The following is a 13,669-nucleotide window of genomic DNA, read 5'->3' on the forward strand; positions in this document are numbered from 1 at the left end:
CCGCGTGGGAATGTGTCGCTTCGGCGGGGTCGAGCGCGGAGCCGTCCTGTGAACTGTCGCTTTGGCGGAGCGGGGCGGGCGGGGCGGGCGGTCGCGACGTTTCGCGCTGGCCGACAGTTCACGGGCCCAGCGGCGCGTGAGGTGTCGCTCAGCGCGAAACCTCGCGCGCGGGGGCCACCGCGCGAGACTCGCCTCGGCGGACACTTTCGCGGCTCCGCGCCCGCGAAACTGTCCGCCGAGGTGAGACTCGGGAACGCCGAGCGCCGAGCGCCGCGCGCGGCCGCTCAGGCCTCGGTACGCCTCGGGTCGCTCGGCGCCGTCCGGGCAGCCGCCTCGGCCGCCCCCGCTCGCCCGAGGGTGCTCTCACGCGGCACGAGCTCGCTCCCGAGCACCACCGTCCGGTGCACGTGGTCCGCGGGGTCCTCGTCGAGCTCGGCCAGCATGAGCTCGACCGCCGCCGCGCCCATCTCCGACCCGTGCATCGTCACCGAGGTCAGCGGCACGGCACCGCCCCACGCGACGGAGTTGTGGTCGCAGCCCGACACCGGGATGTCCTCCGGCACCCGGATCCCCGCCGCGCGCAGTTCGGACACGACCGCCATCGCCAGCAGATCCGTCACACCGAGGATGCCGTCCGGCCGCTCGTTCGCCGGCATGGCGGCGATGCGTGCACCGGCGTCGGTCCCGCCGGGAGGGTCGATGTCACCGGCGTCGATGTCGACGAGCGTGACCTCGGGGTGGGCGGCGACCGCACGGAGCACCCCCGCCCGCCGGCGTTCGACGGGCTGCAGCTCCGCACGGGCGCTGACGAACCCGATGCGTCGGCAGCCGCGTTCGATGAGGTGCTCCGTCGCGAGGAACGCCGCTTGCTCGTTGTCCACCACCACCGAGCACGCATCGACCTCGGTCGGCTCGAAGTTCACGTAGACCACCGGTCGCCCGTGCCGCCGCGTGGTCTCGACCTGCTCGCGGGACTGGGTCATCGGGGCGAGCAGGATCCCCGACACACGTGCGCTCTCGAGGAACGCGAGGTGCTCACCCTGCGCCTGCAGGTCGTCCTCGCTGCTCGTGATGAGCAGGGTCAGCCCACGCTCACGCGCGGCGAGCTGCGCACCGTTCACCATGTCGCTGAACAGGGAGTTGCGGAGGGACATCACGACGAGCCCGATCGCCCGCGTGCTCCCCGAGGCGAGTGCCCGCGCGTTGCGGTTCGGCGTGTACCCGAGGTCGGTGATCGCGGCACGGACCCGCGCCGCCGTCGCGTCCGCCACGCGTTCCGGGTGGTTCAGCACGTTCGAGACCGTCGCGAGCGAGACGCCCGCCCGAGCGGCGACGTGGTGCACGCTCGGCGGTCCGTCGCGCCGGGGGACATGCACCATGCTCCGATCGTAGGCGGACCGGCGCGCCCTCCCGGCCATCCGCCGGACAGGCCGGCGCACCGACGCGCCCACCCGGCCATCCGTCGGACGGGAGGTGGGCCCCCCAGCCGGTTCCGGCGAACCGCGCCAGCGGGGCGACGGCCGTGACGGGAGGCGCGGTGCGGCGCCGACCCGCGCCTCCCGTCCGACGCGGCTCGCCGCCCGGTCCGCGAACGCGACGGTGTGCCGCGAACGGTTCCCGGGGGTCTGTCGCTCTGCCGTCACGGACGCCACGGCATGCCTGTGTCCTGTCGCTCCGGCGGCACGATCACGGGCACGCGGCGAAGCGCGCAGCGCACCTCAGCGCTCGGCGACCGTGGATTGCCGCACGACGAGCTCGGGCGTGAACTCCACGTGCAGCTGGTCCGTGCCCTGCCCCTGGTCCACCTGGGCGAGCAGCAGTTCGATCGCCCGCCGCCCGAGGTCCTGCGCCGGCTGCCGCACCGAGGTGAGCGGGACGACCGCGGCCTCGGCGAACGCGATGTCGTCGTACCCGACGATCGCGATCTCCTCCGGCACCCGGATCGACCCGCGCATGATGAACGCCTGTTCGAGGCCGACGGCGAGCAGGTCGTTCGCCGCGAACACCGCGTCCGGGCGTTCGGCGGCCGGTCGGGCCTGGATCTCCTCGCCGACGCGCCGACCCTCGAGGACGGAGAGCGACGTGGTCGGGATCACCTCGAGCGCCGCACCCGACGCCTCGGCCGCGGCGACCGCGCCGGAGTGGCGGTCGGTGACCTGCCGGATGCCGAACGGGCCGCCGACGAAGGCGATCCGCCGGCGTCCGATCGCGGTGAGGTGCGTGACGGCGATGCGGCCTCCGGCGACGTCGTCGACGGAGACGGACGCGAAGTGCTCGTCGTCGGCACGGCGGTCCACGAGGACCACGGCGGTGCCCTGGTCGCGCAGTCGCTCGAGGCGGCCGAGGTCGTCCCCGGCGGGGGAGATGAGGAGTCCGGCGACGCGGCGCTCCTCGAACAGGTCGACGTAGGTGTGCTCGCGGTCGACCGACTCGTCGGAGTTCCCGACGAGGACGGCCAGACCCTTCTGCATGGCCGCGTCCTCGGCGCCGCGGGCGACGTCGGTGAAGAACGGGTTCCCGCCGTCGAGCACGATGAGCCCGACGGTCGAGCTGCGGCCGGCGCGGAGCTGGCGGGCGGAGTCGTTGCGGACGAACCCGAGTTCGGCGATCGCGGACTGCACGCGTTCGACGGTCCCCGGTGCCACCTTGTCGGGACGGTTCAGCACGTTCGAGACGGTGCCGAGTGACACGCCGGCGAGCGCTGCGACGTCCCGAACGCTCACTGCCATGGGGTCATCCTGGCATCGGGGCGGGCGTTCCGGTGGAGCGACTTGCCCTCCGGCCGAACGACGAGTACCGTCTCCGCAGCACCGTTGAAACGATTCACTGACGAACACGCGAACGGAGGACCAATGGCGGTCCGTATCGGAGCCCGCAACACCACGGGCTGGAAGGCGACGATCTCGGTCGCCATGTCGAACTACATCGAGTCGGGGTCGATCATCGCGATCGCCACGAGCCTCAGCCTCTGGCAGGCGCAGTTCCACGTCGGGGACCTGCAGGTCGGGCTCCTCGCCAGCCTGTCCGCGAACGCGTTCGGCGCAGCGGCCGGCGCCATCATCGGCGGACCCCTGTGCGACCGCTACGGCCGGAAGTTCATCTACACCTACGACCTGCTGCTCTACATGCTCGGGATCCTGCTCGCGGTGTTCGCCGGCAGCTACGGCATGCTCCTCGTCGGGTTCATCCTCACCGGCATCGCGGTCGGCGCGGGCGTCCCCGCGAGCTGGACCTACATCGCCGAACAGGCCCCGGCCGACAAGCGCGCTGCCCACGTCGGCACCGCGCAGCTCGCCTGGTCGATCGGCCCGATGGTCGGCTTCGCCCTGGCCATCGCCGCCGCGCCGCTCGGGCTCCTCGGCAGCCGCCTGATCTTCGCGCACCTGTTCGTCGTCGCCGCGATCGTGTGGTGGCTGCGACGCGGCCTGCCCGAGTCCACGATCTGGAAGGACGAGCGCGCGGCCACCGGCTCCGCGAACTTCTTCCACGGCTTCACCCAGCTGTTCAGCCGCCGCAAGAACCTCACCGCGATGCTGTTCCTGTTCGGCGTCTACGCGCTCTGGAACACCGTGGCCGGGCAGGCCGGCATCTTCCAGCCCCGCGTCTACTCCGCCACCGGCGTGACGAGCGTCACCGAGCAGTACGGGCTGCAGATCCTCGTGTGGGGCTGCACCGTCGCCGCGACGTACTTCGGGTTCATGCGCTTCGCCGACCGGATGAGCCGGAGGCTGCTCTACGCGATCGGCGCCGCGCTCGCGGTCGTCGCCTGGGCCGTCCTCATCTACGCGCCCGCGAACCTCGGCACGCTGCTGTTCTTCGCGATCGCGTGGGGCATCTCGTCGGGCATCGGCGCGCAGGCGTTCTACGGGCTCTGGACGAGCGAGCTGTTCGCGACCCGTTACCGGGCGAGCGCGCAGGGCGTCCTGTTCCTCGCCGCGCGGGTCATGGTCGGCCTGCTGAGCATCTGGTTCCCGCTCCTGCTCTCCGACATCGGGCTCCGTGCACTCGGCGGGCTCATCCTCGGCCTGCTCGCGCTGTCGTTCCTGGTCGGGACGATCTGGGCGCCGCGGACGCAGGGCAAGACCCTCGAGGAGATCGAGGCCGAACGCTACGGCACCGTCACCAGCGCGACCGGCACGGTCCGCACGCCCGAGGAGCACGCCGCGCGCCAGCAGACGCTGCAGGGTGCGCGGGACGAGCGGACGCCACGGTGAGCGACGCGGACCAGCGTGATGCGCGCCTCCCCGACGGCACTGGAGGCGCGGATCACGTGACCCGCGTCTGCTTCCGCCTGCAGGTGGGGACCGAGCACCTCGACGCCTACCGCGAGCGGCACGCCGCGGTCTGGCCGGCGATGCTGCGGGCGATCGCGGCCGCGGGACGACGGAACTACTCGCTGTTCCTCGACGACGACGGCCTGCTCATCGGGTACTACGAGACGGACTCGGTGGCGGATGCCGACGCGTCGCTCGCCACGTCCGAGGTGGCCGCCGCGTGGGAGGCGCACATGCAGGACCTGTTCGACGGCGCGACCGGGCGGGCGGACCAGGCGGCGCGTGTACTGCCGGAGGTCTTCAACCTCGAGGACCAGCTCGCGTCGGGCGCATCGTGAGCAGGAATGGTCGGGTCCCGTCGCCGGACCCGACCATTCCTGCTCACCGAACGACGTCCGCGGGGCACCGGGGACTGCAAGGCACCCTCGCTACCGTGGGGCCATGCAGCAGCCCGCAGCCGGGACCCTCCGCGTCCTCCACCTGTCCGACACCCACCTCACGGGCGACGGTGCCCTGCACCAGGGGTCCGTCGACACGACCGCCGCGCTCGAGGGCGTGCTCGCCCGGGTCGACGGCGTCCCGGGGATCGGGCTCGTGGTGGTGTCCGGCGACGTCTCCGAGGACGGCTCCCCGGAGTCGTACGCCGCAGTGCTCGAGCGCGTCGGCGGCTGGGCGGAACGCCACGGCGCGGCGCTCGTCACAGTCCCGGGCAACCACGACCTCCGCGAGGGGTTCCGACAGGTCCTCGCGAACGGCCACGTCCTCGGCGAGGGCGGCCGGCCGCTCATGCACACCATGGAGTACCACCCGCCGACCGTGCCGGTCTGGGGGCAGTCCCTCGTCGCGGGTCGGCGGATCGTCACGGTCGACACGAGCGTCCCCGGGGTCGGCTACGGCGAGATCGCCGAGGCGTCGCTCGAACGACTCCGCGCCGCGCTCGCCGGCGACCACGCGCCGCACGGCACCGTCGTCGTGCTGCACCACCCGCCGCTGCCGGCACCGACCGCGCTGCACGAGGCCCTGCGACTCCGCAACCCGGAGGCGCTCGCCGACGCGATCCGCGGCTCCGACGTCCGGGTCGTGCTCGCGGGGCACTACCACCACCACTTCGCCGGGACGCTCGCGGGCGTGCCCGTGCTCGTCGCGCCCGGTGTCGCGAACGACACCGACGTCACCGGCGCCTACGACGAGGAGTCCGCGTACGTCGACTCCGGAGCGCTCGTCGTCGACGTCGCCGAGGACGGCTCGGTCTGGTCGACACCGGTCCGCGTGCCGCGGCCGGACGCGGACCCGCTCGCGTTCGCGCTCGACGCGGACACCGTGGCGCGCGTCATCGAGGCGTCCACCGGGCAGTAGACGCGCCGTTCGTCGGACGGGAGGCACGGTGCGGGCGCGCACCGTCCCTCCCGTTCGTCGTGTGCGCACGCCGGTACCCCGCGCGTTCGGGTTGCAGTCGGGAACTCCGAGTAGGCCGGTGGCACACCTGGAGCGAAGGAGCACCCCATGCGGATCGGCAGTGCAGTGCAGTACGACCGGTACGGCGACTTCGACGTCGTCGAGCTCGTCCCGCAGGAACGCCCGGAAGCGGGTCCCGGCGAGATCGTCGTCGAGATCGTCGCGGCGGGGCTCAACCACATCGAACGGTTCCTGCGAGAGGGCAAGCTCCAGGACCACATCGAGCTCACGTTCCCGGCTCGTCAGGGCGTCGACTTCGCCGGCATCGTCCGGGCACGCGGCGACGGGGTCAAGGACCTGCGCGTCGGCGACGAGGTGATGGGGCACGCACCGACCGGCGGGTCGCACGCCACCTGGCTCGTCGTGCCGCGCGCTGCCGTCATCAAGAAGCCGGAGCACGTCGGCTGGGAGGTCGCCGGCGGCCTCTACCTGGCCGGGTGCACCGCGGTGTCGGTCGTCCGCAGCCTCAAGCTCGGACCGGAGGACACCGTCGTCATCACCGCTGCGGCCGGCGGCGTCGGGCACATCGAGTGCCAGCTCGCTCACGACGCCGGGGCGACCGTCATCGCGCTCGGCAGTGCGCGCAACCACGACTACCTCCGCCAGATCGGCACCCTGCCCGTCGTGTACGGCGAGGGCGAGGAGGAACGCATCCGTGCGATCGCGGCCGGCCGCCCGATCACCGCGTTCATCGACAACCACGGCGAGAGCCGGGCCGAGGAACTCGCGGAACGCCTCGGCGTCGCACCGGGGCGGTTCGTGTCGTCCGAGGCGCGACGCGACATCGAGATCCGGTTCCTGCGGGCGCCGGCCGAGGACGAGGAGACCCGGGAGCTCCTGGCCCTCCTGGCGAAGGCCGTACAGGACCGTCGCGTGCAGGTGCTCATCTCCGGGTTCTACCCGTTCGAGTACATCGTCGAGGCGTACGAGGACCTCGCCGAGATGAAGTCCCGCGGCAAGGTCGTGATCGGGATGCAGACCGTCGAGACCGGTGCACGGATGGACTGGTACCGCTCGGAGAAGGCCCGGGACCTGCGCGACCGGTACGCCGACGCGCGGGGGAGCGACTCCGAGACGATGGCGGGCGGGTCGGCGAGCCCGAGCGCCTAGCTCAGGACGTCCTTCGTGGTGAACCGGCTGTACGCCAGCGCGCCGAAGACGACGACGTAGCCGAGCTGGAGCACGGCGTTCGACCCGAACGAGTCGAACGCGATCGGGTCGCGGAGCAGGTCGCCGAACCCGAGCCACTGGTGCGAGAACAGGTACGGGTGCAACCAGTCGAGCTGCGGAAGCTGGTCGAGCACCTGGGACGCCCCGGCGAGCACCACCGTCGCGGCCATCGCACCGACCGGCACGCTCGTCAGGGTCGAGGCGAACAGCCCGATCGCCGACAGCCCGAGCATCGACAGCGTCACGTAGAGCGCGAGCAGCACGGCCCGGCCGGCGTAGGACCAGCCGTCGACCTGCGTGCCCGAGAGGAGGGCCACCGGGCCGATCGGGAACAGCACGGCACCGATCGCGGCCCCGACCAGGACGATGAGGAGCGTCGCGGCGAGGCAGAACGCCACCGCCCCCGCGTACTTGACGAGGATGAACCGCACGCGGCCTGTCGGGGCCACGAGCAGGTAGCGGATGGTGCCGTGGCTGGCCTCGCCCGCGACGGTGTCACCCGCGACCACGCCCACGGTGAGCGGCAGGAACAGCGGGATCGACACGGTCAGCGCGGTGAACGCCACGAACAGCCCGTTGTTCGTGATGTCGCCGAGGAACGCGGGACCACCGGAGTCGTCGCCGGTCGTGAGCCGGACGGCGACGGCGATGAGGATCGGCACGAGGGCGAGCGCCCCGAGCATCGCCCACGTGCGGCGGCGTCGGAAGACGAGGGCGAGCTCGGAGCCGAGGAGTGCGAAGGGGCGCTGGCGGGGACGTGGGGAGGCGCGGACGTCGTGCGACTGCGGGTCGTCCGTCGGCACGGTGGCGGCGTCAGGCTGCGACATCGAAGCCCTCTCCGGTGAGGGCGACGAAGAGGTCTTCGAGGGTGCCGCCGCCGACCGTGAGCCCGCGCACCCGGACGTCGGCGCGGACGAGCTCGGTCGTGATGGTCTCGGGCAGGACCTCTGGTGGCAGGTCGGCCACGAGGACGTCGGCACCGCCCTCGTGCCGCGGGGTCAGGCCGAGACGGCTCAGCACGGTGCCGGCCTGCCCGAGGTCGGGCGTCCGGACCGTGACCGTCCGGGCACCGGCGGCGCGGAGCTCGTCGAGCGGCCCCTGCGCGACGAGCTTGCCGGTCCGCATCACGGCGGCGTGCGTGCACACCTGCTCGATCTCGGCGAGCAGGTGGCTCGAGACGAACACGGTCGTGCCGTCGTCGGCGAGGGAGCGGATGAGGTTGCGGACCTCGCGCGTGCCCTGGGGGTCGAGGCCGTTCGTCGGTTCGTCGAGCACGAGGAGGTCCCGCGGGGCGAGCAGGGCGTTCGCGAGCCCGAGCCGCTGCTTCATGCCGAGCGAGTACGCGTGCGCCTTCTTGTCGGCCGCGTGCGAGAGCCCGACGCGATCGAGGGCGCTCGCCACCCGGGTCTTGCGGGTCCGTGGGTCGGAGGTGGGGTCGGCGGCGTCGAACCGGAACAGGTTCGCGCGGCCGGAGAGGTACGGGTAGAACGCCGGGCCCTCGACGAGTGCACCGACGCGCGGCAGGACGTCGTGGAGGGCCTTCGGCATCGGTTCGCCGAGCACCTCGATCGTGCCGCCCGTCGCGCTGGAGAGCCCGAGGAGCATGCGGATCGTCGTCGTCTTGCCGGAGCCGTTCGGCCCGAGGAAGCCGAACACCGCGCCGCGCGGGACGGCGAGGTCGATCCCGTCGACCGCGCGCTGCTTGCGGAAGACCTTCGCCAGTCCGGTGGTGCGGATCGCGAGGGCTGTTTCGGGCGTGCTCACTCGGCTGCGGCGACCAGCGCCGACACCGGGACCGCGCCCGCGAGGACCCGGCCGTCGTCGGTGAGGTAGACCGAGACGAGCGAGGTCTGCACCGCGCGGCCGCCGTCGACCGACCTGGTCAGCTGGTCGAGCAGTCCACTGGCGTCGTCGCCGAGCGCCGTCTGGTCGACCGAGCCCTTCGGCAGTTCGGCGATGGTGCTCCAGCCCGTCCCCGTGACCGTCGGCTCGTCGCCGGTGCGTCCGTGTCGGTGCTGCGCGTCGCCCGTGCCGTGGGCTGCCGCGTCGGAGAGGTCCTTCGTCTCGACCGTCGCGCCCGTGGGCGGCGTGAAGTCGAACAGGCGTGCGGCCGGCGCGCCGTACTGCAGGCTCGTGAAGCCGACCTCGACGGCGGGGTCGGACTGGCCCTTCGCCTCGATCGTGGCGCGCAGCGGCAGGCCGGTCTGCTGGTCGACCGCCAGGCGCACGGACCCGACGAGCGTGCCCGTCGACTTCGGCGTGAGGGTGATCTGCCAGGCGTCGTGGCCGGCGACCCGGACGTCCTTCGGCTTCGACACCGTGGTGCTCGGCGTGATCGCGTCGATCGCCTGCTTGGCGATGTCGGACGGCGTCGCGGCGCCGGACTCCGGCGTCCGGGCGTCCTTCGGGAGGGTGACGTGCGTCGCCGTGCGCTCCTTCGAGTCCCAGGTCCAGACGTCGGACCCGTTCCGGACGAGGTCCTGCTCGGCGAGCTGCTGCGTCAGCTGGACGCGCTGCTTGTCGGGGCCGTCGACGTAGACGCGGGCGGTGTGCGACGAGGTGAGGAGGCCGAGCGCGTCCGAGGCGTCGCCCTCGAGCGAGGAGCCGCCGGACCCGGTCGGGAGCTCCGGCAGGCCGAGGTCGCTCGTCTGCACGAGCTTGCCGGAGTACTTCGCGTCGGACGACCCCGCGATGCTGGCGATGACGTCCGCCGCGCTCGGGTTCGTCCCCGCGACCGGGTCGCTCGACGCGTTCGCGATCATCGGCGCAGCGACGGCGCCGGCGACGACGACCGGTGCGATGACGGCGGGCAGCCAGGCTGACTTCTTCATCGGTTTCCCCTCGGTGGAGCATTCGGAGTCGGCAGTACGGTACGTCGGCCCGCCGACAGTGGGCTGGGCGTTCGTAGACTCGGGGGCGACCGACGCGGGTCGGTGGCGGCGAAGGAGGCGGCATGCGGGCGGTGCTCGGTCTGGACATCGGGACGTCGAGCACGAAGGCGCTGCTCACGCGGTTCGACGGCACGGTGATCGCCGAGGTCGGACGACGGCACGAGGTCGACCGTCCGGAGCAGGGGCTCGTCGAGATGGACGCCGCGGTGTGGTGGGACGAGTTCACCGCCCTGACCCGTGAGCTGCTCGAGCGGGTGCCGGACGCCGAGGTCGAGGCCGTCGGCGTGAGCGGCATCGGCCCGTGCGTGCTCCTCACCGACGACGCCGGGGAACCGCTGCGGCCCGCGATCCTGTACGGCGTCGACACCCGGACGGCCGAGATGCTCCCCGCCGTGACGGCAGAGCTCGGCGGCGAGGAGGCGATCCGTTCCCGGTGCGGCTCCGCCCTCAGCACGCAGGCGGCCGGTGTGAAGCTCGCCTGGGTCGCCCGGCACGAACCCGACGTGTGGGCGCGTGCGGCGCGGTTCACGATGCCGTCGTCACGCGTGGTGGAGCTGCTGACGGGGGAGTACGTCCTCGACCACCACTCGGCGAGCCAGTGCACACCGCTCTACGACGTGCACGAGGACACCTGGATCGACGCGTGGTGCGAACGGCTCGCGCCGGGGCTCGCCATGCCGAGACTCGTCTGGTCGGGTGACCGGGCCGGCACCGTGACGGCCGCGGCGGCTGCGGCCACGGGCCTCCCGGTCGGCATCCCCGTGACGGCCGGGACCATCGACGCCTGGGCCGAGGGCGTGAGCGTCGGAGCCGCCGTGCCCGGGCGGATGTTCCTGCAGTACGGGACGACGATGTTCATGATCGCGCCGACCGACGAGCCGGTCTCGGTGCCCGGGATGTGGACCACCGTCGGCACCCGTCCGGGGCAGCCGAGCGTCGCCGGTGGGATGGCGACCTCCGGGGCGATCACCGACTGGCTCCGGCGGCTCGTCGACGGCGAGTGGTCGACGATGCTCGAGGAGGCCCGCTGCGCCGGCATCGGGGCGAACGGCCTGCTGATGCTGCCGTACTTCGCGGGGGAGCGGACCCCGATCGCGGACCCGGACGCACGCGGGGTGATCGCGGGCCTCACGGTGCGGCACACCCGCGGTGACCTGTACCGGGCGACGCTCGAGGCGACGGCCTACGCGGTGCGGCACAACGTCGAGGTGCTGCGCGAGGCCGGGGTCGAGGTCCACGAGCTCGTCGGCGCGGGCGGCGGGCTGCTCGGACGGCTCTGGCCGACGATCGTCTCGGACGTCACCGGGCTGCCGCAGACGGTCCCGAGCGTGACGATCGGTGCGTGCTACGGGTCGGCGTTCCTCGCGGCCGGGCTCGTCGCGGACGTGGACGTCACCGCGTGGAACCCGCCGGCCGCGCGCATCGAGCCCGATCCCGCGGCGACGGCGGCGTACGAGCCGGGCTACCGCGACTACCGCGAGCTGTACGAGGCGACGAGGGCCGTCGTGCACCGGTTGGCGGCGCGCGGTCGCACGCACTGACGAACCACGAATCCGACATCGAACCAGGCTCGGCGGCCGGTTCGATGTCGGATTCGTGGTTCGGAGCGCCTAAGCGGACGCGTCCACGCCCGCCGGCGCGCTGCCGTCGTACTCGCAGATCGCCGCGACCTTCGACGCGCTCGCGGACGAGCGGTCGAACTCGTAGCCGAGCCACTCGCGCGCCATGCGCCGAGCGACCTCGACGCCGACGACGCGCTGGCCCATGCAGAGGACCTGGGCGTCGTTCGACAGGATCGAACGCTCGACGCTGAACGAGTCGTGCGCGGTGACGGCCCGGATGCCCGGAACCTTGTTCGCGCTGATCGCGACGCCGAGTCCGGTGCCGCAGATCAGGATCGCCCGGTCCGCCTCGCCGTTCGCGACGAGCCGTGCGGCGTCGACGGCGACGTGCGGGTAGGCGGTGTGCCCGTCCGCGTCGACCCCCACGTCCACCACGGACTCCACCCGCGGATCGGCGAGCAGATCGGCCTTGATGATCTCCTTGTAGTCGAACCCTGCGTCGTCCGAACCGACCACGAGACGGTACGTCATGCGTGTGTCCCTTCCTTGTCTGCTGCACGGGTGGCGAGGACCTCGCCGACCCGCGTGAGGATCATCCCCATCGAGGTGGCACCCGCGTCGGGTGTCCCCAGGCTCTTCTCCGCCAGCGGCCGGGCACGCCCGACCTTCGGCTTGAGGTCTGCGGTCGCAGCGGCTTCCGCGACCGCGACCTGCGCGGCAGCCTGCCACGCCTCGGTGAGCGGCGTGCCAGCCTCGACGCCGCTCCGCAGCTCGTCGACGAACGGGAGCAGCGCATCGAGCAGCGTCTTGTCCCCGCGGGACGCCCCGCCGAGGTGCACGATCGAGTCCGCGAACGCCTGCGCCGCCTCGACGACGTCGGACGCCTCGTAGGCGGAGCGGTCGTCGCGGAGCGACCGGCCGAACGCCTCGAGCGCCGCACCCCACAGGACCCCGGAGGTGCCGCCCGCGAACTCGGCCCACGCGTCACCGGCGCGTCCGAGGACGAAGGCGACCCCTGCCTCCTGGCCCGCCCGGTCGACCGCCTTGCGGGCCGCACCGATCCCCTTCACCATGCCGCGTCCGTGGTCGCCGTCCCCGGCGACCGCGTCGATGCGGCCGAGCTCCTCCTCGTGCTCCCGCAGGAGCGCATCGACCGCCTCGATCGCGGCGCGCGCCGTCTGCGCGGCCTGCCTGGAGGCGCCACTCGCGTCCGGCACGACCGTCGCCTCGTCCTCGGCTGCGTCCACGGCGTCGGCCGGCACGAGCGCCGCGACCGGCGCCGCCACCTTGCGGTACGCGGGCGTGTACGCGTCGGCCCTCCACAGCGCCTCGAGCTCGTCGTCGAGCCACTGCAGGGTGAGCGAGCAGCCGCCCATGTCGAGGCTCGTGACGAGTTCGCCGACCTCGGGCTCGACGACCTCGATCCCGGCGTCCTGCAGGAGCGGGAGCACACGGCCCCAGAGCAGGAAGAGCTCCTCGTACTTGGTGTCGCCGAGACCGTTCAGGATCGGCGCGACCCGGGTGCGGGCGGCGTCCGGGCGGTCCGCGAGCAGCCGCTCGACGAGGAGCGACGCGAGTTCGGTCGCACGGACGAGCGGGACGTCCTCGATGCCCGGCTCGCCGTGGATGCCGAGCCCGAGGCCGAGGTGGCCCTCGGGGACGGTGAAGAGCGGCTCGGTCGCGCCGGGCATCGTGCAGCCGGAGAACGCGACGCCGATGGTGCGGGTCGCCCGGTTGGATGCGGTGCCGATGCGCTCGACCTCGTCGAGGTCGGCTCCGGCGGCCGCCGCGGCACCCATGGCCTTGAAGACCGAGAAGTCACCGGCGATGCCGCGGCGCTTCGACTCCTCGTCGGCGCTGGCGATGTCGTCGGTGACGACCACGATGCGGGTGTCGATGCCCTCGGCGTTCAGCCGCTCGGCCGCGAGCCCGAAGTTCATCGTGTCGCCGGCGTAGTTGCCGAACGACAGCACGACGCCCTTCCCCTGGTCCGCCGCCTTGGCGACCGAGTAGACCTGCGCCGTGGACGGCGAGGTGAAGATGTTGCCGACGACGGCCCCGGTGGCGAACCCCGGCCCGACCACGCCGCAGAACGCGGGGTAGTGGCCGGAACCGCCGCCGACGACGACCGCGACCTGCGGCTCGGCGCCCTCGGTCGGCAGGGCGACGACGCCGCCGTGGACGCCGCGGACCCGGTCGGCGTAGAGGGCGAGCCAGCCCGCGAGCTGGTCCTCGGCGAACTCCTCCGGGTCGTCGTGGATCGTGGTCATGGTGCTTGTCCTTCGCATCGAGTGGGGGTGGTGCACCGGGCGACGGC

Annotated in this window: 12 protein-coding genes; 5 read left to right on the top strand and 7 right to left on the bottom strand. The window is 72.8% G+C overall.

Going from position 1 to position 13,669, the window contains the following annotated elements; all coding sequences use genetic code 11:
• Nucleotides 1–284: 284 nt before the first annotated feature.
• Nucleotides 285–1,379 carry a LacI family DNA-binding transcriptional regulator gene (locus tag BJK06_RS12945; protein ID WP_070418240.1) on the bottom strand — a complete coding sequence of 365 codons (1,095 nt, stop codon included), beginning with the start codon at nucleotides 1,377–1,379 and terminating at the stop codon, nucleotides 285–287.
• A 339-nt stretch (nucleotides 1,380–1,718) separates the two neighbouring features.
• Nucleotides 1,719–2,729, bottom strand: coding sequence for a LacI family DNA-binding transcriptional regulator (locus BJK06_RS12950; RefSeq protein WP_070418241.1), 1,011 nt, complete (start codon nucleotides 2,727–2,729; stop codon nucleotides 1,719–1,721).
• A 123-nt stretch (nucleotides 2,730–2,852) separates the two neighbouring features.
• Between BJK06_RS12950 and BJK06_RS12955 the strand changes: the two genes are divergently transcribed.
• From BJK06_RS12955 to BJK06_RS12970, 4 genes are all read left to right on the top strand, one after another.
• Nucleotides 2,853–4,214: an MFS transporter gene (locus BJK06_RS12955; protein ID WP_083295241.1), complete on the top strand. Its 1,362-nt coding sequence runs from the start codon at nucleotides 2,853–2,855 to the stop codon at nucleotides 4,212–4,214.
• Nucleotides 4,215–4,270: 56 nt separating this feature from the next.
• Nucleotides 4,271–4,612, top strand: coding sequence for an L-rhamnose mutarotase (locus BJK06_RS12960; protein WP_070418242.1), 342 nt, complete (start codon nucleotides 4,271–4,273; stop codon nucleotides 4,610–4,612).
• Nucleotides 4,613–4,715: 103 nt separating this feature from the next.
• The gene (locus BJK06_RS12965) at nucleotides 4,716–5,630 is read left to right on the top strand and encodes a metallophosphoesterase (RefSeq protein WP_070418243.1); all 915 of its coding nucleotides are present in this window, start codon (nucleotides 4,716–4,718) and stop codon (nucleotides 5,628–5,630) included.
• A 147-nt stretch (nucleotides 5,631–5,777) separates the two neighbouring features.
• Entirely contained in the window at nucleotides 5,778–6,839 is a 1,062-nt protein-coding gene (locus BJK06_RS12970) for an NADP-dependent oxidoreductase (protein ID WP_070418244.1), read from the top strand.
• Here the strand turns inward: BJK06_RS12970 and BJK06_RS12975 are convergent.
• Genes BJK06_RS12975 through BJK06_RS12985 form a run of 3 tightly spaced genes read right to left on the bottom strand, consistent with a single transcriptional unit; the run spans nucleotide 6,836 to nucleotide 9,730 of the window.
• Nucleotides 6,836–7,726 carry an ABC transporter permease gene (locus tag BJK06_RS12975; protein WP_070418245.1) on the bottom strand — a complete coding sequence of 297 codons (891 nt, stop codon included), beginning with the start codon at nucleotides 7,724–7,726 and terminating at the stop codon, nucleotides 6,836–6,838. The genes BJK06_RS12970 and BJK06_RS12975 overlap by 4 nt on opposite strands.
• Nucleotides 7,713–8,663 carry an ABC transporter ATP-binding protein gene (locus tag BJK06_RS12980; protein WP_070418246.1) on the bottom strand — a complete coding sequence of 317 codons (951 nt, stop codon included), beginning with the start codon at nucleotides 8,661–8,663 and terminating at the stop codon, nucleotides 7,713–7,715. Before BJK06_RS12980 ends, BJK06_RS12975 begins: the two co-directional genes overlap by 14 nt.
• Nucleotides 8,660–9,730, bottom strand: coding sequence for an outer-membrane lipoprotein carrier protein LolA (locus BJK06_RS12985; protein ID WP_070418247.1), 1,071 nt, complete (start codon nucleotides 9,728–9,730; stop codon nucleotides 8,660–8,662). Before BJK06_RS12985 ends, BJK06_RS12980 begins: the two co-directional genes overlap by 4 nt.
• A gap of 122 nt (nucleotides 9,731–9,852) precedes the next feature.
• Here BJK06_RS12985 and BJK06_RS12990 point away from each other — a divergent pair, with 122 nt between their 5' ends.
• On the top strand, nucleotides 9,853–11,331 hold the full coding sequence (locus BJK06_RS12990; protein ID WP_070418248.1) for an FGGY-family carbohydrate kinase: 1,479 nt from the start codon (nucleotides 9,853–9,855) through the stop codon (nucleotides 11,329–11,331).
• 69 nt (nucleotides 11,332–11,400) lie between these two features.
• Here the strand turns inward: BJK06_RS12990 and BJK06_RS12995 are convergent, their stop codons facing one another.
• Together BJK06_RS12995 and BJK06_RS13000 are read right to left on the bottom strand one after the other, a co-directional pair.
• On the bottom strand, nucleotides 11,401–11,883 hold the full coding sequence (locus tag BJK06_RS12995) for a ribose-5-phosphate isomerase (protein WP_070418249.1): 483 nt from the start codon (nucleotides 11,881–11,883) through the stop codon (nucleotides 11,401–11,403).
• A complete protein-coding gene (locus BJK06_RS13000) occupies nucleotides 11,880–13,622 on the bottom strand; it encodes a dihydroxyacetone kinase family protein (protein WP_070418250.1) in 1,743 nt (580 codons plus the stop codon). Before BJK06_RS13000 ends, BJK06_RS12995 begins: the two co-directional genes overlap by 4 nt.
• Nucleotides 13,623–13,669 lie beyond the last annotated feature (47 nt).

Source organism: Curtobacterium sp. BH-2-1-1, from assembly GCF_001806325.1.
In the GTDB taxonomy this organism is placed as follows: Bacteria; Actinomycetota; Actinomycetes; order Actinomycetales; family Microbacteriaceae; genus Curtobacterium.

Bases quoted from the DNA above. Each gene is read 5' to 3' on its own strand.
- BJK06_RS12945 (WP_070418240.1), bottom strand. From the start codon at position 1,379: ATGGTGCATGTCCCCCGGCGCGACGGACCGCCGAGCGTGCACCACGTC.
- BJK06_RS12990 (WP_070418248.1), top strand. From the start codon at position 9,853: ATGCGGGCGGTGCTCGGTCTGGACATCGGGACGTCGAGCACGAAGGCG.
- BJK06_RS12950 (WP_070418241.1), bottom strand. From the start codon at position 2,729: ATGGCAGTGAGCGTTCGGGACGTCGCAGCGCTCGCCGGCGTGTCACTC.
- BJK06_RS12985 (WP_070418247.1), bottom strand. From the start codon at position 9,730: ATGAAGAAGTCAGCCTGGCTGCCCGCCGTCATCGCACCGGTCGTCGTC.
- BJK06_RS12965 (WP_070418243.1), top strand. From the start codon at position 4,716: ATGCAGCAGCCCGCAGCCGGGACCCTCCGCGTCCTCCACCTGTCCGAC.
- BJK06_RS12970 (WP_070418244.1), top strand. From the start codon at position 5,778: ATGCGGATCGGCAGTGCAGTGCAGTACGACCGGTACGGCGACTTCGAC.
- BJK06_RS13000 (WP_070418250.1), bottom strand. From the start codon at position 13,622: ATGACCACGATCCACGACGACCCGGAGGAGTTCGCCGAGGACCAGCTC.
- BJK06_RS12995 (WP_070418249.1), bottom strand. From the start codon at position 11,883: ATGACGTACCGTCTCGTGGTCGGTTCGGACGACGCAGGGTTCGACTAC.
- BJK06_RS12955 (WP_083295241.1), top strand. From the start codon at position 2,853: ATGGCGGTCCGTATCGGAGCCCGCAACACCACGGGCTGGAAGGCGACG.
- BJK06_RS12975 (WP_070418245.1), bottom strand. From the start codon at position 7,726: ATGTCGCAGCCTGACGCCGCCACCGTGCCGACGGACGACCCGCAGTCG.